General features: G+C 72.5%; 20 protein-coding genes and 1 riboswitch. Of the genes, 13 read left to right on the plus strand and 7 right to left on the minus strand.

Annotated elements, in window-relative coordinates; translation table 11 throughout:
* Positions 1-29: 29 nt before the first annotated feature.
* Positions 30-1,394, minus strand: a complete 1,365-nt coding sequence (locus A6P39_RS38555) for an MBL fold metallo-hydrolase (RefSeq protein ID WP_067043705.1) — start codon at positions 1,392-1,394, stop codon at positions 30-32.
* A 245-nt stretch (positions 1,395-1,639) separates the two neighbouring features.
* On the opposite strand from A6P39_RS38555, the gene A6P39_RS38560 reads away from it, so the two are divergent.
* Both A6P39_RS38560 and A6P39_RS38565 read left to right on the plus strand, forming a co-directional pair.
* Positions 1,640-2,833: an acyl-CoA dehydrogenase family protein gene (locus A6P39_RS38560; protein ID WP_067043931.1), complete on the plus strand. Its 1,194-nt coding sequence runs from the start codon at positions 1,640-1,642 to the stop codon at positions 2,831-2,833.
* Between the two features lie 266 nt (positions 2,834-3,099).
* On the plus strand, positions 3,100-3,720 hold the full coding sequence (locus tag A6P39_RS38565; protein WP_067043702.1) for a phosphatase PAP2 family protein: 621 nt from the start codon (positions 3,100-3,102) through the stop codon (positions 3,718-3,720).
* Between the two features lie 209 nt (positions 3,721-3,929).
* Here the strand turns inward: A6P39_RS38565 and pcp are convergent, their stop codons facing one another.
* The 3 genes from pcp to A6P39_RS38580 are packed head-to-tail and all read right to left on the minus strand — an operon-like array spanning position 3,930 to position 6,330.
* On the minus strand, positions 3,930-4,580 hold the full coding sequence (gene pcp / locus A6P39_RS38570) for a pyroglutamyl-peptidase I (protein ID WP_067043699.1): 651 nt from the start codon (positions 4,578-4,580) through the stop codon (positions 3,930-3,932).
* A 59-nt stretch (positions 4,581-4,639) separates the two neighbouring features.
* Positions 4,640-5,614: a DUF979 domain-containing protein gene (locus A6P39_RS38575; protein WP_067043696.1), complete on the minus strand. Its 975-nt coding sequence runs from the start codon at positions 5,612-5,614 to the stop codon at positions 4,640-4,642.
* Positions 5,611-6,330 carry a DUF969 domain-containing protein gene (locus tag A6P39_RS38580; RefSeq protein WP_067043693.1) on the minus strand — a complete coding sequence of 240 codons (720 nt, stop codon included), beginning with the start codon at positions 6,328-6,330 and terminating at the stop codon, positions 5,611-5,613. Before A6P39_RS38580 ends, A6P39_RS38575 begins: the two co-directional genes overlap by 4 nt.
* 175 nt (positions 6,331-6,505) lie before the next feature.
* Here A6P39_RS38580 and A6P39_RS38585 point away from each other — a divergent pair, with 175 nt between their 5' ends.
* The 4 genes from A6P39_RS38585 (at position 6,506) to A6P39_RS38600 (ending at position 9,554) form a co-directional block, all read left to right on the plus strand.
* Complete coding sequence (locus A6P39_RS38585) at positions 6,506-7,258, plus strand: LamB/YcsF family protein (protein WP_067043690.1); 753 nt, start codon at positions 6,506-6,508, stop codon at positions 7,256-7,258.
* Complete coding sequence (locus A6P39_RS38590) at positions 7,255-7,902, plus strand: 5-oxoprolinase subunit B family protein (protein WP_067043687.1); 648 nt, start codon at positions 7,255-7,257, stop codon at positions 7,900-7,902. Before A6P39_RS38585 ends, A6P39_RS38590 begins: the two co-directional genes overlap by 4 nt.
* Positions 7,899-8,756: a biotin-dependent carboxyltransferase family protein gene (locus tag A6P39_RS38595; protein WP_067043684.1), complete on the plus strand. Its 858-nt coding sequence runs from the start codon at positions 7,899-7,901 to the stop codon at positions 8,754-8,756. Before A6P39_RS38590 ends, A6P39_RS38595 begins: the two co-directional genes overlap by 4 nt.
* A gap of 234 nt (positions 8,757-8,990) precedes the next feature.
* Positions 8,991-9,554 carry a hypothetical protein gene (locus tag A6P39_RS38600; protein ID WP_067043681.1) on the plus strand — a complete coding sequence of 188 codons (564 nt, stop codon included), beginning with the start codon at positions 8,991-8,993 and terminating at the stop codon, positions 9,552-9,554.
* Positions 9,555-9,602: 48 nt separating this feature from the next.
* Here A6P39_RS38600 and A6P39_RS38605 read toward each other — a convergent pair whose 3' ends face one another.
* Positions 9,603-10,511 (minus strand): PD40 domain-containing protein, encoded by a 909-nt coding sequence (locus A6P39_RS38605; RefSeq protein WP_067043659.1) that lies wholly within the window; start codon positions 10,509-10,511, stop codon positions 9,603-9,605.
* Between the two features lie 122 nt (positions 10,512-10,633).
* Between A6P39_RS38605 and A6P39_RS38610 the strand changes: the two genes are divergently transcribed.
* The 4 genes from A6P39_RS38610 to A6P39_RS38625 all read left to right on the plus strand — a co-directional run bounded on the left by A6P39_RS38610 (position 10,634) and on the right by A6P39_RS38625 (position 15,351).
* On the plus strand, positions 10,634-11,644 hold the full coding sequence (locus tag A6P39_RS38610; RefSeq protein ID WP_067043656.1) for an alpha/beta hydrolase: 1,011 nt from the start codon (positions 10,634-10,636) through the stop codon (positions 11,642-11,644).
* A gap of 238 nt (positions 11,645-11,882) precedes the next feature.
* Positions 11,883-13,580 (plus strand): DUF885 domain-containing protein, encoded by a 1,698-nt coding sequence (locus tag A6P39_RS38615; protein ID WP_067043652.1) that lies wholly within the window; start codon positions 11,883-11,885, stop codon positions 13,578-13,580.
* Positions 13,581-13,708: 128 nt separating this feature from the next.
* Positions 13,709-13,838, plus strand: a riboswitch (cobalamin riboswitch).
* 68 nt (positions 13,839-13,906) lie between these two features.
* Complete coding sequence (locus A6P39_RS38620; RefSeq protein ID WP_067043649.1) at positions 13,907-15,025, plus strand: enoyl-CoA hydratase/isomerase family protein; 1,119 nt, start codon at positions 13,907-13,909, stop codon at positions 15,023-15,025.
* 41 nt (positions 15,026-15,066) lie between these two features.
* Positions 15,067-15,351: a hypothetical protein gene (locus A6P39_RS38625; RefSeq protein ID WP_067043646.1), complete on the plus strand. Its 285-nt coding sequence runs from the start codon at positions 15,067-15,069 to the stop codon at positions 15,349-15,351.
* Here the strand turns inward: A6P39_RS38625 and A6P39_RS38630 are convergent.
* A complete protein-coding gene (locus A6P39_RS38630; RefSeq protein ID WP_107304305.1) occupies positions 15,341-16,603 on the minus strand; it encodes a glycoside hydrolase family 88 protein in 1,263 nt (420 codons plus the stop codon). The two genes, A6P39_RS38625 and A6P39_RS38630, sit on opposite strands and share 11 nt — an antisense overlap.
* Before the next feature lie 289 nt (positions 16,604-16,892).
* On the opposite strand from A6P39_RS38630, the gene A6P39_RS38635 reads away from it, so the two are divergent.
* Genes A6P39_RS38635 through A6P39_RS38645 form a run of 3 tightly spaced genes read left to right on the plus strand, consistent with a single transcriptional unit; the run spans position 16,893 to position 22,064 of the window.
* Positions 16,893-17,948, plus strand: a complete 1,056-nt coding sequence (locus A6P39_RS38635) for an ABC transporter ATP-binding protein (protein WP_079133275.1) — start codon at positions 16,893-16,895, stop codon at positions 17,946-17,948.
* Complete coding sequence (locus tag A6P39_RS38640) at positions 17,945-19,309, plus strand: ABC transporter permease (protein ID WP_067043643.1); 1,365 nt, start codon at positions 17,945-17,947, stop codon at positions 19,307-19,309. Before A6P39_RS38635 ends, A6P39_RS38640 begins: the two co-directional genes overlap by 4 nt.
* A 4-nt stretch (positions 19,310-19,313) precedes the next feature.
* Positions 19,314-22,064, plus strand: a complete 2,751-nt coding sequence (locus A6P39_RS38645; protein WP_067043640.1) for an alkaline phosphatase family protein — start codon at positions 19,314-19,316, stop codon at positions 22,062-22,064.
* A gap of 207 nt (positions 22,065-22,271) precedes the next feature.
* Here the strand turns inward: A6P39_RS38645 and A6P39_RS38650 are convergent, their stop codons facing one another.
* Positions 22,272-23,990: a carbohydrate binding domain-containing protein gene (locus A6P39_RS38650; protein ID WP_067043638.1), complete on the minus strand. Its 1,719-nt coding sequence runs from the start codon at positions 23,988-23,990 to the stop codon at positions 22,272-22,274.
* Positions 23,991-24,017: the final 27 nt, after the last annotated feature.

A 24,017-nucleotide genomic window follows, 5' to 3' on the forward strand; every position in this document is an offset into this window, starting at 1 on the left:
TCGGTGCGGTGAGCTGCGGCGACGTGCGGTCACGGGGTGCGGACGGCCAGCCCGGCCCGCTCGGCCGAGTCGAAGGAGTCGTCGACGGCCACGACGTCGCGGCCCTCCGCGTCCAGCAGCGAGGCGGCGATGGCCGCGCGCATGCCGCCCGCGCAGTGCACCCACACCTGCCCCGCGGGCACCTCGTGGAGGCGCAGGCGCAGGGTGTGGACGGGGATGTGCACCGAGCCGTCGATGAAGCCGCCCGCGCGCTCGGAGTCCCTGCGGACGTCCAGCACGACCAGGCCGTCCCGGGACCGCCCGGCGAGATCGGCGAACGTGGCCCGCGGGAAGGCGGCCAGGGCCGTGCCCTCGGGCACCCAGCGCGCCGGATCGCCGGTGGCCGCGGCGGCCGGGCGCTCGATCCCGACCCGGGCCAGCTCACGCTGGGCGGCGGCGAGCTGATCGGGGGACTCGGCCAGCAGCGTCACCGGCTTGCCCCACGGGATCAGCCAGGCCAGATAGACGCCGAGCTGCCCCGAGGCGTCGAAGTTGAACGAACCCGCGACGTGCCCTTCGGCGAAGGCGACGCGATGGCGCAGGTCCACGACCCACTCCCCGGCGGCGAGCCGCGCGGCGATCTCGTCGGCGTCCGCGACGGCGGGCGGGGTCAGGTCGAGGGGCGCGGGGCCGCCGGCATTGGCCGGGCCCATGTGCGTGTAGTACGCGGGAACGTCGTCCAGGCTGGCCAGCAGGCCGGCGACGAAGGTGTCGACGTCCTGGACGAGCGCCTCGTTGGCGGCCTTCTCCTTGCCGATCGTCGTGGCGTCGCCGCTCGCCTGGCCGGAGGCGCAGAAACTGCCGAAGCCGTGCGTGGGCAGCACCTGGGTCTCGTCCGGCAGCTCGGCGGCCAGACGCCGCGCGGAGGCGTGCTGGGCCCGGGCCAGGTCCTGCGTGAGACGCGGCTCGACCAGGTCGGGGCGGCCGACGGTGCCGATCAGCAGTGAGCCGCCGGTGAACACCGCGACGGCCGACCCGTCGTGCTCCAGCGCGTACGACGTGTGGTGCGGGGTGTGGCCGGGCGTCGCCAGCGCGCGCAGGACCAGTCCCGCGGCGGTGTCGATCTCGTGCCGGTCGCCGTCGCGCACCGGCACGCGCTCGAAGGAGACCCGGGCGCCGGCGGGGACGAGATAGGCGGCGCCGGTCAGCCGGGCCAGTTCCGGGCCGCCGGTCACGTAGTCGTTGTGGAGGTGGGTCTCGACCACATGGGATATCCGCACGCCGCGCCGCGCCGCCGCCGCGATCATCCGGTCGACGTCGCGCGGCGGGTCGACCGCCACCGCCGTCCGCTCGCCGCCCGCCAGATAGCTGCGGTTGCCCAGCCCCGGCACCTCGATCGTGTCGACGAAGAACACCAGGTACTCCCTTCTCGTGAATTAATTACCCCCGGGGGTATGTGTTCGACAGTAACACGGATACCCTGGGGGGTATTCCTGGAGAGGCTTCGACCCCTGGTCGCCGCTCACTGCCGGGGAGCGGGGCCCTGCGGTGTGTTCTGAAGCCAGTCGGGTGATCGACGGGCCGGTCCCGGGCTCAGGTGCGGCCCGTCGCGGGCTCGGCCGGAGAGACTGCCGCCATCCCAGTGGAGGTGGCGAACAGGATGCTCAGCGACAGCACAACGACGATCGCGGCCGAGCGCCCGCTCGTGGCGGACGTCGTCGCCGGCGCGCAGCGCGTGGCGGAGATCGCGGCGCGGTGCGCCGAGGAGACGGAGGCCGCCCGTCGGCTCGAGCCCGAGGTGGTCGAGGCGGTACGGGAGGCCGGCTTCGGCAGGCACTTCGTGCCCGCGGCCTTCGGCGGCGCGGAAGGCAGCTTCGTGGACATGACCGCGGCGGTCACCGTGGTCGGCCAGGGCTGCGCCTCGGCGGCCTGGGCCGCCTCGCTGTCCGCGTACACGGCCCGGTACGGGGCCTATCTGCCCCCCGAGGGCCAGGCCGAGATCTGGGCCGACGGCCCGAACGCCCTGATGGCGGGCGCGCTCATGCCGGCCGGCAAGGCCGAGCCCGGCTCCGGCGGCTGGCGGCTCAGCGGCGAGTGGAAGTACATCAGCGGTGTGCGCTTCGCGGAGTGGGTCTTCGCCTGCTCCGCCGTGCCCGACGGCCGGGTGGGCCCCGACGGGCGCCCCGAGGTGCGGTTCTTCGCGGTGCCGCGGGCGGACATCACCGTGAAGGACACCTGGTTCACGATGGGCATGCGCGGGACCGGCAGCGACACCATGGTGCTGGACGACGTCTTCGTGCCCGAGTGCCGGAGCCTGTCGAGGTTCGACATCAACGCGGGCCGGGCGACCGCTTCCGAGGCCCGATGCCACACCGTCCCCGTGGACGCCCTGAACGGGCTCCCCCTGGCCGTCCCGGTGCTGGGCGCCGCCCGCGGCGCGCTGCGCGTCGGCGCCGAACAGGCCATGCGGCGGCTCGACCGGCGCGGCGGCCCGGTGCGCGAGAAGCCGCAGGTACAGATCGAGCTGGCCCGGTCGGCCGGCGAGGTGGACGCGGCCGAACTCCTCATGCAGCGGGCCGCGCGGATCGCCGACGGCCTCGAGCAGGCACGGGAGGGCGAGGCGGCGGTCCGGGGGCCGCGGGACCTCGCGCTGGCGGTGGAGCTGCTGGTGTCGGCCGTCGACCGGATCTTCAAGTCCGGTGGAACCGCGGTCCACTTCGAGGCCGACCCCCTCCAGCGGTTCTGGCGGGACGTCAGCACCGCCGCCTCCCATATGATCTTCGACTTCGAGACCACAGGTGCGGCCTTCGGCGCCTGGGCGCTCGGCGCCGAGGGCGCGGAGCGCAGACGCTGAGCCGGCTCCGGTCCCGACCGAGCCGTGGTGGCGACGCACGCCACCACGGCTCGTCGTCCGTCGGTACCGGTGCCGCCCGCTGACGCCACTGGGGGAGTGCGCCGGTCAGGCGGTCCGGCGAGGGAACCGATCTCCACCTGATAACGTCTACTCACTTGTAGACGTTCATGTTCCGGACGTCTTCGAGTCACCTGAACGTCCACTCTGCGAGGCCGTGCGTTCCCTGGCGCGTGCCGCAGCCGAGTCATGGCCCGGAGATCCGCTTGATGACGACTTCCTCCCCGACCACCCAGGCGCTCGACGGCGCGGCCATAGACGGCGGCCTGTACACCGACGTCACCGACTTCGCCCACCACACGCACTGGCTGAACGGGGCCATGTCCGCGTACAGCGCGTACGGCACCGGAATCTTCGCGCTGCTCCTGCTGGCCGCCTGGTGGCGGGCCCGGCGGCAGGGGAGCACCGCGATGGCCGTCGTGCTGGCCACGCCGTTCGCCGTCGTCCTCGCCTACCTGGTCAACAGCGGGATCAAGACGGTCTTCCAGGAGCCCCGCCCGTGCCGGGCGCTGCCCCACGACTTCCTCATCGAGGCGTGCCCGGCCCCCGACGACTACGCCTTCCCCAGCAACCACACCACCGTCGCCTTCGCCTTCGCGGTGGCCCTGATCCTCGTCAGCCGGTGGCTCGGTTCCGTCGCCCTGCTCGCGGCGGTGGTGATGGCGGGCTCACGCGTCTACGTCGGCGCGCACTACCCCCACGACGTGGCCGTGGGTGCCCTGGTCGGCAGCGTCGTCGCGCTCGCCGCGATCCTCGTGGCACGCCGCTTCGCGCCCCCGCTCGTGGACCGGTTGCGCGACGGAGCGCTGCGCCCCGTGCTCACCGCCTAGCCGGGCCCCCCGGCGCGAGGATCTCGGCCCTGCGGGCGCCCGGCGCGCCTCGGTGCGCCGGCGCCCGGCGACGAGCAGCGGCAGCCGGGCCCGGCCGTACGGCCATACAGCCGTACGACCGTTCGAAGGCGGGACGGTCGCGCAGGCAGGCGGCCTCCCCGGCGGTGTTCGCGAGGGCGCGAAGGGCGCCGCGTGGGCGGTGAGCCGCATCAGTGGGTGGCCCCCTCGGTGACCTTCAGGTCCTGGCCCGCCGGGGTGGTGGCCGCCGCGAGGAGCAGGGCGCCCAGGCCCCGGGCGACCGTGGCGGGCTCCAGGGCCGGGGCGGTGCCGTCGGTGACCTGCTCAGGCGCCCACGGCACATGCACGAAACCGCCCCGGACATGCGGGAGTTCGGTGGCGATGAGGTGGGCGAGGCCGTACGCGACGTGGTTGCAGACGAACGTACCGGCCGTGTGGGAGACGGCGGCGGGGACGCCGGCCGAGCGCAGGGCCGCGACGCAGGCCTTCACGGGCAGGGACGAGAAGTACGCGGCGGGGCCGCCCGGGACCACGGGCTCGTCGACGGGCCGGCGGCCGGCGTTGTCGGGGATGCGGGCGTCGTCGATGTTGAGGGCGACACGTTCGACCGTCACGCCCGGCCGGCTGCCCGCCTGGCCCAGGCACACGATCAGCTCGGGGTCAGCGGCCCGCACGGCGGCGCGCAGCGCGTCGATGGACTCGCCGAAGACGCAGGGCAGCTCGGCGGCGGTGACCGTCAGCCCGGCGGGCGGCTCGGCGGCCACGAGACGGGCGGCCTGCCAGGACGGGTTCACGCTCTGGCCGCCGAAGGGGGCGAAGCCGGTGATCAGTACGCGGGTCATGACATGTCCTTCCGGCGGGGCAGGGTGCTTGCGTCCGAGGGGCCGGCGGGCCGTGTCGTTCAGAACGCGAAGAGCGCCATGATCACGGTGGCGCAGACCAGCAGCGCGAGCGCCGTCGGGATCTGGGTCTTGATCGGGCCGTACTGGTCCTTCAGTTCGAGCAGGGTGGCCGGGACGATGTTGTAGTTGGCGGCCATCGGTGTGCACAGCGTCCCCGAGAAGCCGGCCAGCATGCCGATCGCGAGGACGGCCGGGACGTCTCCGTGCATCTGCTCGATGAGCACGGGCCACCCGATCGCCGCGGTCATCACCGGGAACGCGGCGAACGCGTTGCCCATGATCAGGGTGAACAGGAACATGCCGACGCAGTACGCCACCACGGCAAGGTACGTGGAGTGGTCCGGCAGCACGTCGTGCGCGATCCTGCCGACCTGGGTGCCGACCCCGGCCAGCGCGAAGATCGAGCCGAGTACGGCGAGGAGCTGGGGCAGCAGCAGGGCGGAGCCCATGGCCTCCAGCATGGAGCGGCCGGAGTGGAGCGGGACGGACAGCCTGCGCTCACCGGTGACCAGCATGCCCACGGTGAGGGCGACGAGGCAGCCGACGCCGAGCCCGATGAGCGTGGCCTTGCCCTTCTCGAAGAGGCCGGAGGTGTCGAGCGCGGAGGCGCAGACGATGGCCACGAGCGGGATCGTCAGCGCGGGGACGAAGATCCTGCCGCCGAGCCGGGTCGCGGAGGCCTCGCGTTCCCCGGCGGTGCTGGTGACCGGTTCGCCCTTGCCGAGGAAGTTGAACCCGGCGAGCACGATCAGGGCGAGGACGGCGACGCCGAGCGGTTCGGCGGGCAGCGTCCAACCGCCGTTCTTCGCCGTGGCGTTGGCGACACCGGTGCCGTAGGGGAAGGTGAGCCCGAGCAGGCCCCAGAAGGCGGCGGAGGTCCAGCGCCTGGGGTTGGAGCGGTCGGCCGTCATCTGTACGGCCATGACGACGAAGACGAGCCCCACGAGCCAGTAGAGCCATTCGACCTTGATCACTTGGCGGTCCCCTTCGGCAGCGGCAGGTCGTGCTCGGCGTGGGAAAGGGCCATCTCGCGCTGCAGCTGCCGGTCCAGGAGCAGCAGCCGGGCGCCGTGCACGAGGAAGGCGCAGACGGCGAGCGGGACGGCCCACAGGGCCAGCCGGGCCGGCTCGAGGTCCTGGTGGTACGTCGAGTTCACGAACCCGGTGATCAGCAGGATCGAGCCGATCGCGAGGAAACAGTCCTCGCCGAAGAACAGGCCCACGGTGTCGGCCGACGCGGCGTAGGAGCGCACCTTCTCGCGCAGGCGGTCGGGCAGCGCGGCGCCCCTCGAGCGTTCGGCGGCGGCCTCGGCCATGGGCGCGACGAGCGGTCGTACGGTCTGCGCGGGGCCGCAGATGCTGGTGAGGCCGAGGGCCGCGGTGATCTGACGGACCAGCAGATAGGCGGTGAGGAACCGGCCGGCGCTCAGGGCGCCGAGCCGGCCGATGAGCCGGCGGGCCTGCTCGCGCAGTCCGTAGCGCTCCAGCAGGCCGATCACCGGCAGGACGACGGCGAAGACGGTGACCGAGCGGCTGTCGGCGAAGGACCGGCCGAAGGCCGCGAGGACCTCCAGCGGGTTCATCCCGCCGAGCAGCCCGGTGAAGACACCGGCGACGCCGACCACGAGGACGGGATTGCGGCGCGTGACGAATCCGAGGATCACCACGACCACGCCGAGGAGAACGATCATGCGGTCCTACCTTCTTCCCGCGGGACGGGGCTGGGCGCCCGGGCGGTGCGGATCCGGGGGTCCGGATCCGGGCGGATGCAGGGACCGTAGGGGATCGTTCAACGATCGAACAAGGGCTGGGACAGAAAAAATCGATGTCTTGTCGGATCGTTCAACAATCGACTACGTTGCCGCTGTGATCGACCTCAACGCGGACCTCGGTGAAGGCTTCGGCCGCTGGACCCTCACCGACGACGACGCCCTGCTCTCCGTCGTGACCAGCGCCAATGTCGCCTGCGGCTTCCACGCGGGCGACCCCGCCGTCATGCGCCGCGTCTGCGACCTCGCCGCCGAGCGCGGCGTACGGATCGGCGCCCAGGTGTCGTACCGCGACCTGGCCGGGTTCGGCCGGCGCGCGATGGACGTGCCCGGCGACGAGCTGGCGGCCGAGACGGCCTACCAGATCGGGGCCCTGCGCGTCTTCGCCCAGGCCGCCGGGGCCGAGGTGGCCTACGTCAAGCCGCACGGCGCGCTCTACAACCGCACCGTGCACGATGCCGAACAGGCCGCGGCCGTGGTCGCGGGCGTGCGGCTGGCGGGCGGGACGCTGCCGGTGCTCGGCCTGCCCGGGTCACGGCTGCTCGACGCCGCCGAGGACGCGGGCCTGACCGCCGTGCCCGAGGCCTTCGCCGACCGCGCCTACACCCCCACCGGCACACTCGTGCCACGCCGCGAGCCGGGCGCCGTGGTGACCGACGAGGACGCGGTGGTCCGGCGCGCGCTGGCGTTCGCGGTGGACGGCGCGGTCGAGGCCGTGGACGGTACGACCGTCGCCGTGACCGCCCGCTCCCTGTGCGTGCACGGCGACACCCCGGGTGCCGCCAGGATCGCGACGCGCGTGCGCGCGGCCCTGGCGGCGGCCGGAGCCGAGGTCGGGGCCTTCGCATGACCGCGGGCCGGCCGCTGCGGGTGCGCCCCGCCGGGCGGCACGCACTCCTCGTCGAACTGCCGGACGCCGAGCGCACCGGCGCCTTCCACGCCGAGCTGCTGCGGCGGCGCGCGGCGGGCACCCTGCCGCCGGTCGAGGAGATCGTGCCCGGCGCGCGGACCGTGCTCCTGGACGGTGTCCCGCACCCCGAGGAGCTGGCCCGCCGGATCGCCGGCTGGGAGGTGCCGGCCCGCGCCACGGACGAAGGGGAGGCCGTGGAGATCCCCGTACGCTACGACGGCCCGGACCTGGCCGAGGTGGCCGCCCTGTGGCAGGTCGGCGTCGACGAGGTCGGCGTACGGCACTCCGCGTACACCTACCGCGTCGCCTTCTGCGGGTTCGCACCCGGCTTCGGCTATCTCACCGGCCTGCCCGCCGAGCTGCACGTGCCGCGCCACGACACCCCCCGCACCCGGGTGCCGGCCGGTGCGCTCGGCCTCGCCGGTCCCTACAGCGCCGTCTACCCGCGCGCCACCCCCGGCGGCTGGCGGCTGATCGGCACGATGCCGGACCCGGCCCCGCTGTGGGACCTCACCCGGGACGAACCGGCGCTGCTCACACCGGGGACGCGCGTACGGTTCGTGGCCGAGGGCGGCGCACCATGACCGCCACGCTCACCGTCGTACGCGCCGGTGCCCTCACCACGGTCCAGGACGCCGGCCGGCGCGGCCACGCCCACCTGGGCGTTCCCCGCTCCGGCGCCCTCGACGCGCCCGCCCTGGCCCTGGCCAACCGGCTGGTCGGCAACGCCCCCGGCGCCGCCGTCCTGGAGACCACCCTGACCGGCTGCGCCCTGCGCCCCGACCACACGGTGACCGTCGTGGTCGGCGGCGCGCCCTGCCCGGTGACCGTCGACGGACGCCCGGCCGCCTGGGGAGTGCCCGTACGGGTACCCGCCGGTGCCGTCCTGGACGCGGGCGGTGTCACCGCCGGCGTGCGTTCCTACGTGGCCGTCGCCGGCGGCATCGCCGTCGAACCCGTCCTGGGCAGCCGCTCGACGGACCTGCTCTCCGGGCTCGGCCCGGCCCAGCTGCGCCCGGGGGACGTCCTCCCGCTGGGCACCGCCGCCCCGCGGACGCCGCCCGCCCACGTCGCCCCCTGGCCCGCGCCGCCCACCGTACTGCCCCTGCCGCTGCGGCCCGGCCCCCGAGCCGACTGGTTCACCGCCACGGCGCTGCGCACCCTCACCGCGGCGACCTACCGCGTCTCGCAGCACAGCAACCGCATCGGCCTGCGCACCGAGGGGCCACCGCTGGACCGCGTCCGCACCGGTGAACTGCCGAGCGAGGGCATGATGCTCGGCGCCGTGCAGGTGCCCCCCGACGGGCGCCCGGTGGTGTTCCTGCACGACCACCCGACCACGGGCGGCTACCCGGTGATCGGCGTCGTCCCGGAAGCCGCCCTGGCCGCCGCCGCCCAGGCCGCGGCGGGGACACCGGTCCGCTTCACCCCGGGCTGACGCACCGGCCGGAGCCGGCAACGACATGCCGGGCGCTTCGCGCGGGGCGGTTCCGCAGGCACGGGCCGCCATGTCCCCGTCCGCCCGGTCCCGGCGGAGTACGCCGCCCCGGCACCCTGGCCGGGGCCCTGGTGGTCGCCCTGTCGCACACAACTGACCGGCCCGGACGGGTCCGTGGTGGTGCTGCCGGGCGGAGCCTGATAGGCATGGCGGGTGCGATTCGAAAGTGTTCCCATGCCGGCGGGGGTCCAGGCCCGCCCCCGGGACGTGCGCGGATATCCGGTACCGGCGATCACCCCGTGGGAGAACGACGAGCCGCGGTTCGCCCTGACCGACTACGACCGCAGCGCCGCGTGCGCGCGCAAGCGGCTGTGCTCGGTGTGCAACCAGCCGATGCCGCAGGGGCCGGTGTGGCGCGTGGTGGGGGCCGCGGAGAGCGGGGCGATCGGGGACGCGCTGGCCGCCGGGCGGCCGTATCGCAATCTGGCACCGACCCTCGAGGGACCGGGACACCGCGCCTGCATGCTGTACGCCTCGATGGTGTGCCCGTACCTGGCCCGGCCCAACGCCCGGCGCGGGCTCTCGGCGGCCGAACCGGACGAGATGACCTCCCATGTGGTGCGCGGTGCCGTCCGGGGCGCGATGGGCGCGGTGGTGGGCTTCGCGGAGTACGAGTACGCCGTCACGAGCAGCCAGGTGCTGTTCCGGTTCCTCGACGTCGTGGAGTTCCTGCCGCACGACACCGCCGATGCCCACCTGGACGAACTGCGGGCCGAGCTGGCCCGGACGGCGAAGTGACGCGCACTCCGCTCCCCGGGCCCGCCCGGCCCGTCGCGTCGGCCCCTGTCAGGGGCGGTAGGCCGCCAGGCCCGTCGTCGACGTGACCTTGACCGGGTGGCCGGTGCCGTCGGACGCCAGGGTCACTGTGCCGGACGGGGTGCGCACCGCGAGGGTCTTGCCGTCGGGGGACCAGGCCGGCTCGGTGTAGTCGGCGGTCGCGTGCGGCGTGAGGTCCGTGATGTGGTTGCGGTGCATGAAGTCCTCGACCAGGACGTGGTCGTGACCCGCGACCGAGCGCACGAACACGACCTCTTCCTCGTTCGGGGACAGCGCGGGCTCGGAGCCCTGGGTGAGCCTGCTGCCCTGCTGGCGCAGGTAGTCGTCACGGATGTAGACGGCGCCGGTGTCGACGTTGGCGTAGACCGAGCTGCCGTAGTGCCCGCCGGCGTTGGGCCACACGTTGCCGGTCTGCGGGATCGCCCCGCCCGGGCCGGGGTCGCCGTTCAGGGACAGCGTCTTCGGCGTGCCGTGGACGGCCTTGGCGGAGATGTACTTCAGCCGCGACACACCCTTGTCGCGGGCCGCGAAGATGAGGTTGTCCTTGGCGGGGATGCCGTTCTGGGTGTCCTTCGCGGTCACCTGCCAGGTCGGGTGGGACCAGTTCTGGTCGCCGGGGTTCTTGGCGACGACGACGCGGCCGCTGCCGTTGGCGCTCGCCACGTCCAGGTTGCCGGAGCCGTCGATGAAGGCGGCCTTGGCGCCGTCCGGGGACCAGGCGAGGTCCCGGACCGGCACCGCGAAGTCCACCCGGTGCCCGCCGATCAGCACGTACCTGGTGCCGTTGCTGACGGTCAGGGTCCCGTGCGCGGCACCGGTGGCGGCCGAGGCGGCACCGGAGGCGCCCAGCAGCGCCGTGCCGGTGACCGAAGCGGCCACTGCGATGGCGGCGGCGATGGTACGGGTTCGCGTGGTCATGTCTGATTCCCCCAGGAATGTGGTCAGGTGAGAACCGAGTTTGACAGCCGTCGATCTTCGGATGGTCCGCTCGGTGTCACAGGGGCGTAACACGGCTGCGTGCGGGTGATTGACTACGTGGCATGGACTCGACTCCGCCGCCGACGGCCCGGAACGTACCGCCGTTCGACCCCGAACTGACAGGCGCGTTGGCCGCGTTGGGGGAGGAGGCCAGGGAGCCGTTCACGCACGAGAACCTCGCCGCCCGGCAGGCGCGGGACGCCGGGGCCCGGCCCCGGCCGACGGTCCACGACCTTCAGGACGACGGCCGTTTCGAGGTGGCGGAACTGCGGGTGCCCGGCGCGCCCGGCGCTCCGGACGTCACGCTGGTGAGCGCACGGCCCGCCGGGAGCACCGGACCGCTGCCGCTGCTCTACTACATGCACGGCGGCGGAATGATCATGGGCAACGCGTGGTCCGTGCTTCCCCAGATACTGCGGGCCTGGGCGCTCCCGCTCGAGCTGGCCGTCGTCTCCGTCGAATACCGGCTGGCGCCCGGGACGCGGTACCCCGGACCGGTGGAGGACTGTTACGCCGGATTCGCCTGGGCGGCCGCGCACGCGAGCGCGCTCGGCATCGACGCCGACCGCGTCGTCGTCGGCGGAAAGAGCGCCGGCGGCGGACTGGCCGCGGCACTCGCCCTGCTCACCCGGGACCGGGGCGGCCCGGCCCCGATCGGGCAACTGCTCCTGTGCCCGATGCTCGACGACCGGGGCGACACCTTCTCCAGCCACCAGATGGCCGGCGTCGACCTCTGGGACCGGACCTCCAACGCGACCGCGTGGCAAGCGCTGCTGGGCGACCGCTACGGCGCCGCCGACCTGCAGCCCTATGCCGCCCCGGCCCGCGCCACGGATCTGTCACGGCTGCCCGCGGCCTACATCGAGGTCGGGTCCGCCGAGACGTTCCGGGACGAGGCCGTCGCCTATGCCGACGCGATCTGGCGGGCCGGGGGCCAGGCCGAACTGCACGTGTGGCCCGGCGCCTACCACGGCTTCGACACCTTCGCACCTCTGGCGGCCCTCAGCCGGGACGCCCGCGACGCCCGCACCCGCTGGCTGCGGCGCGTCCTCGGGCGGCCCGCAGACAGCTGAACAGGAGCCGCCGGGAGGGCAGTTGACCGCCGCGCTCCCCGTAACCCGTCCGTAGGACCATGGCGTCGTGCTCGGGGGTACGGCCCGCTGACCGACCAGCCGCCGTACTGCTGACCCCGCAGCGGCAGAGGCCCCCTCCCGGCGCCGTCCCCGAGACCGCCGGGCGCGTGATCAGGGGCGGCCGAAAGCAGAAGCGGGCCGCTGACAGCGTCCGCGACGGTACGTCAGCATGACGGCCATGGCCGACATGACGAACACTCCGCGCCGGATCGCCGACGACCACGTCGCACAGGTCGCCGCCCTCGACCCGATGACCTCGACCCGGCTCGGCCTGCACCCCGAGGACGACCGGCAGCCGGATCTCTCGCCCGAGGGGTCCGAGGCGCTCGCCGACGTGGCCCGGCGCACCCTGTCCGCGCTCGACGCCGCCGAACGGGACGGCGAGAAACGCGGCATCGTGTTCGAGGAGGCCGAGCGGAACTGCGCCCGGCTGCTGCGTGAACGGCTGACCGCCGAACTCGTCGTGCACGAGGCGGGCGACGAGTTCCGCCAGCTGCGCAACGTCAACTCGCCCCTGCACAAGGTGCGCGGCATCTTCACCCTGATGCCCACCGAGACCGACGAGCACTGGGCGGCCGTGGCGGGGCGGCTGCGCAACCTGCCCGCCGCTCTGGACGGCTACCGGGCCACCCTGTCCGAGGGCATCGTCCGCGGACTGCTGTGCGCGCCCCGCCAGGTCCACGCCGTGACCGGGCAGCTCGCCGCATGGACCGGTCAAGAGGCCGACGGCGCAAGCTGGTTCGCCACCTTCGTGGCCCCCGGCCCGGACCGGCTCAGGCCTGAGCTGGACGACGCCGCCGACCGGGCGACGGCCGCCGTGGCCGGCTTCCGCGACTGGCTGCTCACCACCTACCTGCCCGCCGCGGACGGCACCCCCGACCCCGTCGGCCGCGAGCGCTACCTGCGCTCGGCCCGCTGGGCCACCGGCGCCGCCCTCGACCCGGCCGAGGCCTACGCCTGGGCCTGGGAGGAGTTCCACCGCACGCACGCCGAGATGCGGGCCGAGGCCGACCGCATCCTCCCGGGCGCCACCGTCCGGGAGACCATGGACCACCTGAACCGGCACGGTCACGCCATCACGGGCGAGGAGAACATCCGCGCCTGGCTCCAGCAGATCATGGACGAGGCGATCGACGCCCTCGACGGCACCCACTTCGACATCTCCGGCCCCATCCGCAGGGTCGAGACCTGCATCGCACCCCCGGGCAGCTCGGGTGCGCCCTACTACACCGGCCCCAGCCTCGACTTCGGCCGCCCAGGCCGCACCTACCTGCCCACCCTGGGCCAACAGACGTTTCCCACCTGGGAGATCGTCAGCACCTGGTACCACGAGGGTGTGCCGGGGCACCACTTGCAGACCGCCCGCTGGACCGCCGCCGCCGACCGCCTGAGCACCTACCAGATCACTCTCGGCGCGGTCAGCGCCGACAAGGAGGGCTGGGCCCTGTACGCGGAACGGCTGATGGACGAGCTGGGCTTCCTCACCGACCCCGCCCGCCGCCTCGGCTACCTGGACAAGCAGATGCTCCGGATCATCCGCGTGATCATCGACATCGGCATGCACCTGGAACTCACCATCCCGGCCGGCTCCGGCTTCCACCCGGGCGAACGCTGGACCCCGGACCTCGCCACCGCGTTCATTGCCGCCCACCACGGCAGCGAGACGGCGCGCCGCACCAGTGAGATCGACCGCTACCTCGGCTGGCCCGGCCAGGCCATCGGCTACAAGCTGGGTGAGCGAGCCTGGCTGCAGGGCCGCGACGCCTGCCGTCGCCGCCTCGGCGCCGGCTTCGACCTGCGCACCTGGCACACCGGGGCTCTCACCCTGGGCTCGCTCGGCCTCACCGACCTGGCGGGCGAACTCGCCTCGCTGTGAGGCGCCGTCAGGGCGACGGCCGGCCGAAGGCGACCGGTCCAGTGGTCCCGCTCGGCGAAGGCGGCGGATTCGTCGACATCGACCCGGGTGATCCTCTTGGCCGACCAGAAGCACGAGTCCTCGCTGCGTTCCAAGTCGTAGTGTTCGGGCCGCCAAGGCCACCCCGGCACCGTGGGAAGCCGGTGCGATCCCGGCACGGTCCCGCCGCGCCTCGGCGAGTACGGCACTGAGAAGATCGTTCGAGACCTGCGGGTGCACCGGAGTCCGGAAGGAACGATCGAGATCATGCGCGTCAACGTGGCCCGTGGCCTGACGGAGGTGCTCGGATGACCGGCACCACGGGAACCGGTCTGCCGCACTCCGGCGAACCGGTCCTGTTCCACACCGCCGGCCGGGCCGCCCACATCACCCTGAACCGGCCCAAGGCCCTCAACGCCCTCAACCACGAGATGGTGCGCCGCATCGACGCGGCGCTGACCGCCTGGGAACACGACCCGGCGGTGGAGACCGTGGTCATCACCGGCGCGGGGGAGCGCGGCCTGTGCGCGGGCGGCGACATCCGCGCCGTCCACGACGACGCGCGCGACGGGGACGGCACCGCCTCGGCCGCGTTCTGGCGTGACGAGTACCACCTCAACGCCCGCATCGCCCAGTATCCCAAGCCGTACGTCGCCGTGATGGACGGCATCGTGATGGGCGGTGGGGTCGGCCTCTCCGCGCACGGCAGCGTCCGGATCGTCACCGAGCGGTCACGGATCGCCATGCCGGAGACCGGCATCGGATTCGTCCCCGACGTGGGCGGCACCCACCTCCTCGGGCTGGCACCCGGTGAGCTGGGCACCCACCTCGCCCTGACCGGCGCGCAGATCGGCGCCGGTGACGCCCTGCTGTGCGGGCTCGCCGACCACTACGTACCCTCCGCCGCACTCCGGGACCTCGTGGACGACCTCGCGGCCATCTCCGTGCACGACGCCCTCGCACGTCACGTACAGCCGCCGCCGCAGGGGGAGCTGGCCGAGCGGCGGGAGTGGATCGACCTGTGCTACGGGACCGGCACGGTCGAGGAGATCCTCCGCCGGCTGCTCGCTCACGGCGACCCGGGCGCGAAGGAGGCGGCCGAGACCCTGCTCGCCAAGTCGCCCACCGCCCTGAAGGTCACCCTGGCTTCGATGCGCCGCGCCCGGCGCCTCGGCGTGCTGGAGCGGGTGCTCGACCAGGAGTTCCGCGTCTCCTGCGCCGCCCTGAGCACCCCCGACCTGGTGGAGGGCATCCGCGCCCAGGTCATCGACAAGGACCGCAGTCCGAGCTGGTCTCCGGCGGCCCTCGCCGAGGTCTCCGACGCCGATGTGGACCGCTTCTTCGCCCCGCTCGGCGACCGCGAACTGGGGCTCGCCGGGCCGAACGGGAACAATTCCCGCACGTCGCGCGCTGTTCGTGACAAGTGATGGCTGGTGCCGGAACCGACCGGCAAGGGAGCGTGAGACCGATGACGACGGCAGACGGCGGCCGTCTCGGGCGGGCCGAGGACAGTCGGGCGGGCGAGTCCCGTCTCGTGACCACGTGCGGACGCAGCATCGAGGTACGGCACCTGCGCCTCGGACGTCCGGACCGGCCCGTCGGCCGGATCGCCCTGGCCGTGGGGGAGGACCGGGGCGGCGAGCCGGGCGTCTGGGCGGCACTCACCCCGCAGGAGGCGCGCGGCCTGGCCCGCATGCTGCTCGTGGAGGCCCGTGCGATGGAGCGGTCCGCGGAAGGCGCGTTCAGCGGTTGATCTCCGTGGCGGTGGAGGTGGCGGTGGCCGTGGTCGACAGGTCGATGGCCCGGTCGACGTCCTGCGGCTGCAGCACGCGCAGGATGCCTTCCAGCAGGTAGTAGTCGGCGTACGGCAGGGAGACCTCGATGCCGTCCTCTGCGGGGCGGTTGCGGGTGCAGCGGGCGACGATCGCCTCCGCACGGGTGGACCTCGTCGTCAGGCAGGTCTCCGAGAGCGCGGTGAGGATGCGCAGCGCGATCCGCCGGTACTCCGCGCTGCCGGTCGCGGCGGACAGGTCGAGCAGCCCGCAGGCCATCACGGCACCCGCCGACGCGTCCTTGATGTCATGGGGCTGCTGCGGCGCGCGGTAGTCCCACACGGGCACGTGGTCCGGAGTCAGCACCCCTGTGGCGTAGTCGGCGAGTCTGCGCGCCGTGGAGAGGAACGGCTGATGGCCGGTCCGGCGGTACATGGTGGTGAATCCGTAGATGCCCCAGGCCTGTCCACGCGACCAGCAGGAGGAAGGGCTGTAGCCCTGGACGGTGTTCGGGCCGATCGGCGCGCCGGTTGCCGGGTCGAAGTCGAAGACATGGGGAGTCGAGCCGTCGGGGCGGGGAAAGTACCGCTGCGCGGTCTTGGCGTGCTCCACGGCGACGCCGAGGTATTTCTCGTCCCCCGTCCGCCGGCCGGCGAAGGCCAGCAGGTCGAGGTTCATCATCGTGTCCATGATGACCCGGCCCGCGTTCTGCGGGTCGTCCAGCGCTCCCCAGGCCCGGATGAAGCGCCCACGCGGGTTGTAGCGCTTGATCAGTGAATCGGCCGCTTGCACGGCGCCCGCGCTCCAGGTGTCGTCACCCGTCAGCCGCCAGGCGGTGACCCAGGACGGACAGAAGAGGAAGCCGAGGTCGTGGGTGGTGGTGTCGTACCGGCGGGGAGCGAGCCTGCGGGCCGAGTCCAGCGCCAGCCTGCGGAACACATCGTCGCCGCTGCGCAGGTACGCCATCCACAGGGTCCCCGGCCAGAACCCTCCCACCCAGTCGCCGTCCTTCGAGAAGACCCACTTCTCGAACTTCGTGCCGATGGGAAAGGCGCTCACTCCCGGCGCGACGGCGCGCAGCTTCTCCACCGCGTAGTCCGCCGCCGCCTCGAGCGTGCGGGTGTCCGAGGCCGGCACCCGCTCGCCCGAAGTCTGCGCGGCCTGTGCCGGACTGGCGGCGGTCGCCGTGGCGCCGGCTGCCACGGCGAGCACGGTACGCCGGGAAATGCTCATGGGTGGCCTCCAACTCAAAGGTGTGGCAGGGGCGTTGAGCGAGTCTGGCACGGCTGCGGCGTCCACGTACACCCACGTGTGCCAAGTTCATATATGTGAATTCTCACTCTGGTCCTGACGCACCCAACTTCCCCTCACCGTAGGTCAGTTGGGGCACAGCCCGGCACACTGAGCGCCACCCGGAGCGGGTGTGCCGGTCGGCTTCCGTTCCCCTAGCGTTCAACCGGCCACCCCTGTCACCGTTGTGTGCCCTCCTTAACCTCCTTGAGGCTTGTGAAGGAAGGGGCTCATGGACACACTCCTCGCGATCCGGGCGCGTGGGATCACCAAGTGTTTCGGCGAGGTCGTCGCACTCGAAGGCATCGATCTGGATGTGACACAGGGTCAGATCCATGGCCTGGTCGGACCGAACGGCGCCGGCAAGACGACCTTGCTCGGCCTGCTGCTCGGGCTGGCCGTCGCCGACAGCGGGAGCCTGGAGATCCTCGGTGCGCCGGTCGGACGGGCGTACGCCGCTCCCGACGCAGTCGCCGGCTTCGTCGACGGGCCGGGACTCTACCCTTCGCTCACCGCGCGGCAGAATCTCGCCGCGCTGGCCGCACTCCGCGGCGCCGACGCCCGAACCGCGGGCGTCGACGCCGCACTCGAGCAGGTCGGACTCACCGACGTCGCCGACGACAAGACCCGTGGCTTCTCGCTGGGCATGCGCCAACGGCTCGGGCTCGCCGCCGCCCTGCTCACCAAGCCCCGGCTGCTCGTTCTGGACGAACCGTCCAACGGCCTCGATCCGGCCGGCAAGAGACACGTCCACGGCGTCCTCAACCGGCTCGCCGCGCAGGGCACCAGCGTCGTGCTCTCCAGCCACCGCATGGACGACCTCGAGGCGCTGTGCTCCGAAGTCACCATTCTCGCCACGGGACGGGTCGTCTTCTCCGGCCCACTGAGCAAACTGGCCGCCGAGAACCGCGAACTCGACTACCGGCTCGTCACCTCCGACCCACAGGCCGCCCGCCGACTGGCCGCCGAGGCACCCGGGATCCGGACGGTGGACGGCCCCGGAGTCGAGGCGCTCGTCGTACGGGCGCTGGTGCCCGACCTCGACGAACTGGTCACACGGCTCGTGGGCGCGGGCATCGCACTGCGCGAACTCGCCCCCGTGGTGTCCCCGCTCGAGGCCGCGTTCCTCGCCCTCACCGAACAGCAGAAGAGCGACGGCGAGCAGCGCAAGACCGTGGCCGAAGAACGGAAGACCGTGGCAGGGCAGCGGAAGCCCGGTGCCGAACGGCGGGAGACGGACCCCGGCCGGCGCCAGGCGGGCGCCGGGCAGCAGGAGGCCGGCCGATGACCGCGACCGTCGTCGCCCCCGGCCGCAGGGCCGGCACCGGCCGTGTCTCGGTGGCCCGGGGCTACCGCTTCGAACTCGTCAAACTCGTCTCGCAGTGGCGGATCCGGCTGCTGGTCCTGGCCTGCTGGATCGCCCCGGCGCTCTTCGTCGCCGGAGTGAGCCAGCAGAGCACGCTGCCCTCCGACACCCTCTTCGGCCGCTGGATGCTCTCCACGGGCTGGGCCGGACCCCTGGTGATCCTCGGTTTCTCGGGCACCTGGGCGCTGCCGCTGCTGACGTCCGTGGTCGCCGGTGATGTGTTCGCCTCCGAGGACCGGCTCGGCACCTGGCGTCACCTGCTGGTGGCGGTCCGCTCCCCGCGGCGGATCTTCGCGGCGAAGGCACTGGCATCGCTCACCGTGATCCTGCTGCTCGTGACCGGCCTGGCCGCCTCGAGCACGGTCGGCGGGCTCGTGGCGATCGGCAACCGCCCGCTGGTCGGACTCGACGGCCATCTGCTCTCCCCGGGGGACGCCGCCGGCAAGGTCCTGCTCGCCTGGGCCTGTGTGCTGGCCCCGACCCTGGCCCTCGCCGGGATCGGGCTCCTCGGGTCCGTCGCGCTGGGGCGGTCCCCGATGGGACTGCTGCTGCCCGCGGTCGTCGCGCTCGCGATGCAGCTCGCCCAGATGCTGCCGCTGCCCGTCGCTGTCCGACTCGCCCTGCCCAGCTGGGCGTTCATCGCCTGGAACGGCCTGTTCACCAGCCCCGCCCAGCTCGGGCCGCTCGTCATCGGCATCGTGGTCAGCCTGGTGTGGGCCGTGACCGCGACGGCCATCGCCCATCTGCTCTTCCTGCGGCGCGACTTCACCAACCTGTCGGACGACGGATCGGCGCGCCGCGTGCTCACCGCCGGGCTGCTGCCGCTCGCCGGGCTGGTCGCCGTCACGGTCGCGGTCGTCGCCGCGGTGACCGGTGCGACCAGCGGCTCCGGGATCCGGCAGGACAAGGTGCAGCGCTCGCTCGCGACGGCCTTCGCCCACCTCTACCGGATGCAGACCGCTCAGCTCCACCGGCCCGCCGTCACCGAGGCGCAGCTGGAGTCCTCGGCGGCCTGTACCAAGGGTGATGTGCAGGACGGCGCCGAGGGCGCGGGCAACGACTGGCGGTGCGTCGTCTCCTGGCACCTGCCCGGCACCCAGACCGCGGGGCAGGCCGTCTACCAGCTCGACATCACCGCGGACGGGCGGTTCGTGGCCGACGGCGACGGACCGAAGGAAGTGAACGGCTACTTCCTGGTGCGCACTTCGACCGGAGACGCGCCGAACCCCCTCTGGCAGTTCGACGGCAACGTCGACCTGATCTCCACCTCCCCGAAGGGATGACGTCATGCAGATAACGCGCCGTCGCCGGCAAGCCGAGAAGGAGTATTACGTCCTGCTCGGCAGACGTGTCGGCCGCCGGGCGACCCTGCTCACGGCTTGCATCACCACGGCCGCGCTGGCCACCGGCACAGCGGTCGCCTCGACGCGCCAGTTCGGCACCGACCAGGTCGGCCAGGTCACCGCCAAGGGCCAGGTCGTCTCCGCCGACCAGTACATCAACCCGTACGGCAGCCGTCTCGTCATCAACGACGGCAAGATCATGTCGTCGACCGTCAGCCCGGACGGCAGCCACCTCGCGGCCTCCGTCACCGACGGAGACGCGGCGCTGGTCCTCGTGGACCTCAAGACCGGGCAGGTGAAGCAGAAGGTCGGCGCCAACGCGGCGGACGACCTGCGCATCAAGAGCGGCTCCGTCGGCCAGGAAGGCCCGACGTACTCGCCCGACGGCAAGCAGCTGTGGCTGGGCCAGACCGATGGCTACACCAAGTTCACCGTGAACGCCGACGGCACCCTCGCCGACCCGACGACCGTCTCGATCCCGGCCGACGGTGCCAAGCACGCCCTGGTCGGCGCGGCGGTGTTCTCGGCCGACGGGTCCACCGTGTACTCCGCGGTCAACGGCCAGAACCGGGTGGTCGCCATCGACGCGGCGACCGGCGCCGTCAAGCAGAGCTGGTCCGTGGGCAACGCCCCGCGCGGTATGGCCCAGGCCGGCGGCAAGCTCTACGTCAGCAACGAGGGCGGCCGTCCGGCGAAGCCCGGCGAGACCACGATCAACTCCTACGGCACCCAGGTCCCGGCCAGCCCGAAGACCGGTGCCACCACCACCGGCACGGTCAGCGTCATCGACCTCGCCGACCCGTCCGCTCCCGTCGGCACCGTCGACGTCGGTCTGCACCCGACCGCCGTGTACGCCAAGAACGGCGCGGTGTTCGTCACCAACACCGCCGACAACAACGTGTCGGTCATCAGCACCAAGAACGACAAGGTCGTACAGACCATCTCCACCCAGCCGTGGCCGGAGGCCTCCGTCGGCTACGAGCCCAACGCGGTCACCCTCACCGACGACGGCCACCTCCTGGTGACGCTGGGCCGTGCCAACGCCGTCGCCGTCTACCGGTACACCTCCGCGCAGGAGCCGGTCTCCTACGTCGGCCTGCTCCCGACGGACTACTTCCCCGCGGAGATCACCACCGTCGGCAAGACGGTGGTCGTCTCCAACACCCGTGGCATCGACGCCCGCCGCCCCGACAGCGCCGGCCACGGCACCCACGACACGACGTCCAGCCTGACGCAGTTCGCGCTGCCCAGCGACCGGGTCATCCGCTCCGAGACCCGCAAGGTCTTCCAGCAGAACGGCTGGACCGAGGGTGCCGTGCAGCTGGCCGCGAAGAACAGCAAGTCCCGGCCGGTGCCGGTCCCGGCGAGGCTCGGCGACCCGTCGACGATCAAGCACGTCTTCCTCATCGTCAAGGAGAACCGGACCTACGACCAGGTCTACGGCGACATCGCGAAGGGCAACGGCGACCCGTCGCTGACGCAGTTCGGCGAGAACGTGACGCCGAACCAGCACGCCCTGGCCGAGCAGTTCGGGCTCTACGACAACACCTACGACATCGGCACGAACTCGGCCGAGGGCCACAACTGGCTGATGCAGGCCGACAACCCCGAGTACACCGAGTCCTCGGCCGGTGAGTACGCGCGCAGCTACGACACCGAGGACGACGCCCTCGGCCACCAGAAGACGGGCTTCCTGTGGAGCGGTGCGCAGGCGGCCGGCAAGACCGTACGGGACTTCGGCGAGTTCCAGCAGTTCCTGACCAAGCCGTCCGGGGCGAGCTGGCAGAACCTGTACTGCGACGCCAAGAACATGGACGCGACCGGGCAGGGCACCGCGTACCCGCTGAACTCGTCCTCGCCCATCCCGTCGCTCAACAGCGTCTCGGTGCCCGGTTTCCCGAAGTTCGACACCAGTGTCCCGGACGTCTACCGGGAGCAGATCTGGAAGCAGGACTTCGAGAAGAACGGTCCGGCGAACCTGAACATGTTCTGGCTCTCCAGCGACCACACCGGTGGCCCGGCGAGCCCCGCCGCCCAGGTCGCGGACAACGACCTCGCGACCGGCAGGATCGTCGACGAGATCTCGCACAGCAAGTACTGGAAGGACTCGGCGATCTTCGTCGTCGAGGACGACTCCCAGGCCGGCCTCGACCACGTCGACGGGCACCGGGCGCCGATCCAGATCATCAGCCCCTGGGCCCAGCACGACACGGTCGACAGCCACTACTACTCGCAGATCACGATGATCCGTACCATCGAGCAGATCCTCGGGGTCCGCCCGATGAACCAGAAGGACACCGCGGCCACCCCGATGCGCGGCGCCTTCACCCAGCACCCGGACTACACGCCGTTCACGGCGCTGCCCAACCGGACCTCGCTGACCGACGGGCTGAGCACTCCGCCGTCGTGCGGCGTGGACACTCCGGCGAAGCAGGACGTCAAGGCGGCCGCCGTACCGGCGACGAAGGTGCCGGCGGACAAGCGGGCGCTCGCGGCCCAGTGGAACGCCTGGAAGTCGAAGCAGCGGCTGACCGGCCCGAGCGCTGTGCCCGACTACGCGAACCCGGCGCAGATGAACCACCTCACGTGGTACGAGACCCACAACTGGACCAAGCCGTACCCCGGTGAGAACAAGATCTACGCACCGGACGACGTGCCTGGCGCCTACATCCCCTCCGCGGAGAACGACGGCTGACCCGGCTCGACCCGGGACAGCGCCCCCGGCCGGCTTCGACGCCGGACGGGGGCGCTGTCATGGGCGGGCGGCCCGTCCGTCACGACCGCAGGGCGGGCGTGTTCTCAGCCAGGCTGTCGAACCCGGCCGCCGGGCTCCTCGCAGGGGTGCGGCGCACCTCCTGTGGGGGAAGAGGTGCGCCGCACGCGGGGTGGAGCGGTCCGAGGGCTAACTCAGCGTGAAGTCGTCGGCGTGGACGTCGGACTGGCCGTACCAGCCGTGGACGTAGACGGTGACACCCCCGCTGCTGCCGGTGGTGAAGGTGACCGACAGCTGGTTCCAGCTCGTGCTGTTCGACCACGTGCTGGCGGTGGCCCCGCCGCTGACCCCGATGTAGGCGTACGGGCCCTGGACCCAGCCGGTGAGCGTGTAGGTGTGGTTGGGGGAGAGGGTGACGCTCTGGTCGCACTCGCCCGTGCTGCTCGCGCTCGGGGTGACCTGGAGGCTGTGGCTGCCGGAGTGGACCGCGCCGGAGACGACCGTGCTGCCGCCCGTGCAGGTCCAGGGGCTGAGGCTGCCGGTCTCGAAGCCGGCGTTGGCCAGTGAGCCGCCGCCCCCGCCGCCTCCACCGCCTCCGCCGGAGGTGACGGTGAGCGTGTAGGTCGCGCTGTGGCTGCCGCTGGGTGCGGTGCCGGTGACGGTGACTGGGTAGCTGCCCGCGGCCACGGACGAGCCGACCGCCGCCGTCAGCGTGGACGTGCCGCCGGAGGTGACGGATCCAGGGCTGAAGGAGACGGTGACGCCGGAGGGTGCGCCGGAGGCGGAGAGGCTGACGGATTCGGCGCTGCCGGAGGTGACGGCCGTGCTGACGGTCGCGGTGGCGGAGCCGCCCTGGGCGACCGAGGCGGAGCCCGGCGCCAGGGACAGCGAGAAGTCACTGCTCGTGCCACCACCGCCGCCTCCGCCGGAGCTGCCCTCGTACGGCACGAACGCGTCCGTGAACGCGAGGCTGCTCTGGCTGATCTCGCTGCAGGTGGGCAGTGAGTTGGCGCTTCCGCTGCACGGCTGGTCCCGGTTGGCCGACCAGAACGCCAGCCGTCCGACGCCGTTCTGCGCGGCGAAGTTCTCCACGGTCCGGGCGTCCGCCAGGGTGAAGGTGGAGCCGTCGTCGTTCTTGCCGATCATCGGGGTGATCCCGAGATTGGCGTACGTGTAGCCGGAGTCGACGGACTGCATCTGCGCCAGGGTGGCCTGGGCCGCGTCGACGGCGCCCTGCCCCATCTCGGTGCCGGTGCCCGCGTAGTAGTCCATGGCCATGATGTTGACCACGTCGATCTTGATGCCGGCGTTCTCGGCGGCCTTGAGGATGTTGACGCCGTCGTTGGTGAGGCCGCTCGTCAGTACCGGCAGGGTCATGGAGAACCGCAGGCCGGGGTTGGACGCCTTGAGGTCCTTCATCGCCTGCATCTGCCGGGCCGCAGCCGCGGTGTCCGCGACGGCGGCGCCCTCGACGTCGAAGTCGAGCTGGGTGACGCCGTAGTCGTTGATGATCGCCTGGTATCCGGCGTCGATGCTGCTCTGGGTGGTGCAGGTCCAGGCGAGCGGCTCACCGCTCGCCCCGCCGGAGGAGATGATGACGGAGGCGCCCTCGGACCTCGCCCTGGCGATCTCGGGATCCGTGTAGGAGTCGTTGCCGATGGGGAGCGTGTCGCCCCAGATCTGGTTGCAGCCTTCACCGAGCACGAAGGCCGCGGTGTAGGCCTTGAGGCCGTGTCCGGTGATGGCCGTGTCGAGCAGGCCTTCCTGACTGTTCGACATGTCGGCATAGGGCGCTACGGAATAGACGCTGCTCGCCGCCGCGCTGCTGGCAGGTGCCAGGGCGACGGCCGCGCCGGTGGCCGCGAGCGCGAGTGCGCAGGCGGACGCGGCAAGTCTTGCCAGGTGCATGACAGTGCCCCTTTCGGGGATGCCCTA

The organism is Streptomyces sp. FXJ1.172 (genome assembly GCF_001636945.3).
In the GTDB taxonomy this organism is placed as follows: Bacteria; Actinomycetota; Actinomycetes; order Streptomycetales; family Streptomycetaceae; genus Streptomyces.

Excerpts from the sequence above, each read along its gene's own strand:
- A6P39_RS38560 (WP_067043931.1), top strand. The coding sequence starts at position 1,640 with ATGCTCAGCGACAGCACAACGACGATCGCGGCCGAGCGCCCGCTCGTG.
- A6P39_RS38565 (WP_067043702.1), top strand. The coding sequence starts at position 3,100 with ATGACGACTTCCTCCCCGACCACCCAGGCGCTCGACGGCGCGGCCATA.
- pcp (WP_067043699.1), bottom strand. The coding sequence starts at position 4,580 with ATGACCCGCGTACTGATCACCGGCTTCGCCCCCTTCGGCGGCCAGAGC.
- A6P39_RS38580 (WP_067043693.1), bottom strand. The coding sequence starts at position 6,330 with ATGATCGTTCTCCTCGGCGTGGTCGTGGTGATCCTCGGATTCGTCACG.
- A6P39_RS38590 (WP_067043687.1), top strand. The coding sequence starts at position 7,255 with ATGACCGCGGGCCGGCCGCTGCGGGTGCGCCCCGCCGGGCGGCACGCA.
- A6P39_RS38595 (WP_067043684.1), top strand. The coding sequence starts at position 7,899 with ATGACCGCCACGCTCACCGTCGTACGCGCCGGTGCCCTCACCACGGTC.
- A6P39_RS38600 (WP_067043681.1), top strand. The coding sequence starts at position 8,991 with ATGCCGGCGGGGGTCCAGGCCCGCCCCCGGGACGTGCGCGGATATCCG.
- A6P39_RS38605 (WP_067043659.1), bottom strand. The coding sequence starts at position 10,511 with ATGACCACGCGAACCCGTACCATCGCCGCCGCCATCGCAGTGGCCGCT.
- A6P39_RS38610 (WP_067043656.1), top strand. The coding sequence starts at position 10,634 with ATGGACTCGACTCCGCCGCCGACGGCCCGGAACGTACCGCCGTTCGAC.
- A6P39_RS38615 (WP_067043652.1), top strand. The coding sequence starts at position 11,883 with ATGGCCGACATGACGAACACTCCGCGCCGGATCGCCGACGACCACGTC.
- A6P39_RS38620 (WP_067043649.1), top strand. The coding sequence starts at position 13,907 with ATGACCGGCACCACGGGAACCGGTCTGCCGCACTCCGGCGAACCGGTC.
- A6P39_RS38625 (WP_067043646.1), top strand. The coding sequence starts at position 15,067 with ATGACGACGGCAGACGGCGGCCGTCTCGGGCGGGCCGAGGACAGTCGG.
- A6P39_RS38630 (WP_107304305.1), bottom strand. The coding sequence starts at position 16,603 with ATGAGCATTTCCCGGCGTACCGTGCTCGCCGTGGCAGCCGGCGCCACG.
- A6P39_RS38635 (WP_079133275.1), top strand. The coding sequence starts at position 16,893 with ATGGACACACTCCTCGCGATCCGGGCGCGTGGGATCACCAAGTGTTTC.
- A6P39_RS38640 (WP_067043643.1), top strand. The coding sequence starts at position 17,945 with ATGACCGCGACCGTCGTCGCCCCCGGCCGCAGGGCCGGCACCGGCCGT.
- A6P39_RS38645 (WP_067043640.1), top strand. The coding sequence starts at position 19,314 with ATGCAGATAACGCGCCGTCGCCGGCAAGCCGAGAAGGAGTATTACGTC.
- A6P39_RS38650 (WP_067043638.1), bottom strand. The coding sequence starts at position 23,990 with ATGCACCTGGCAAGACTTGCCGCGTCCGCCTGCGCACTCGCGCTCGCG.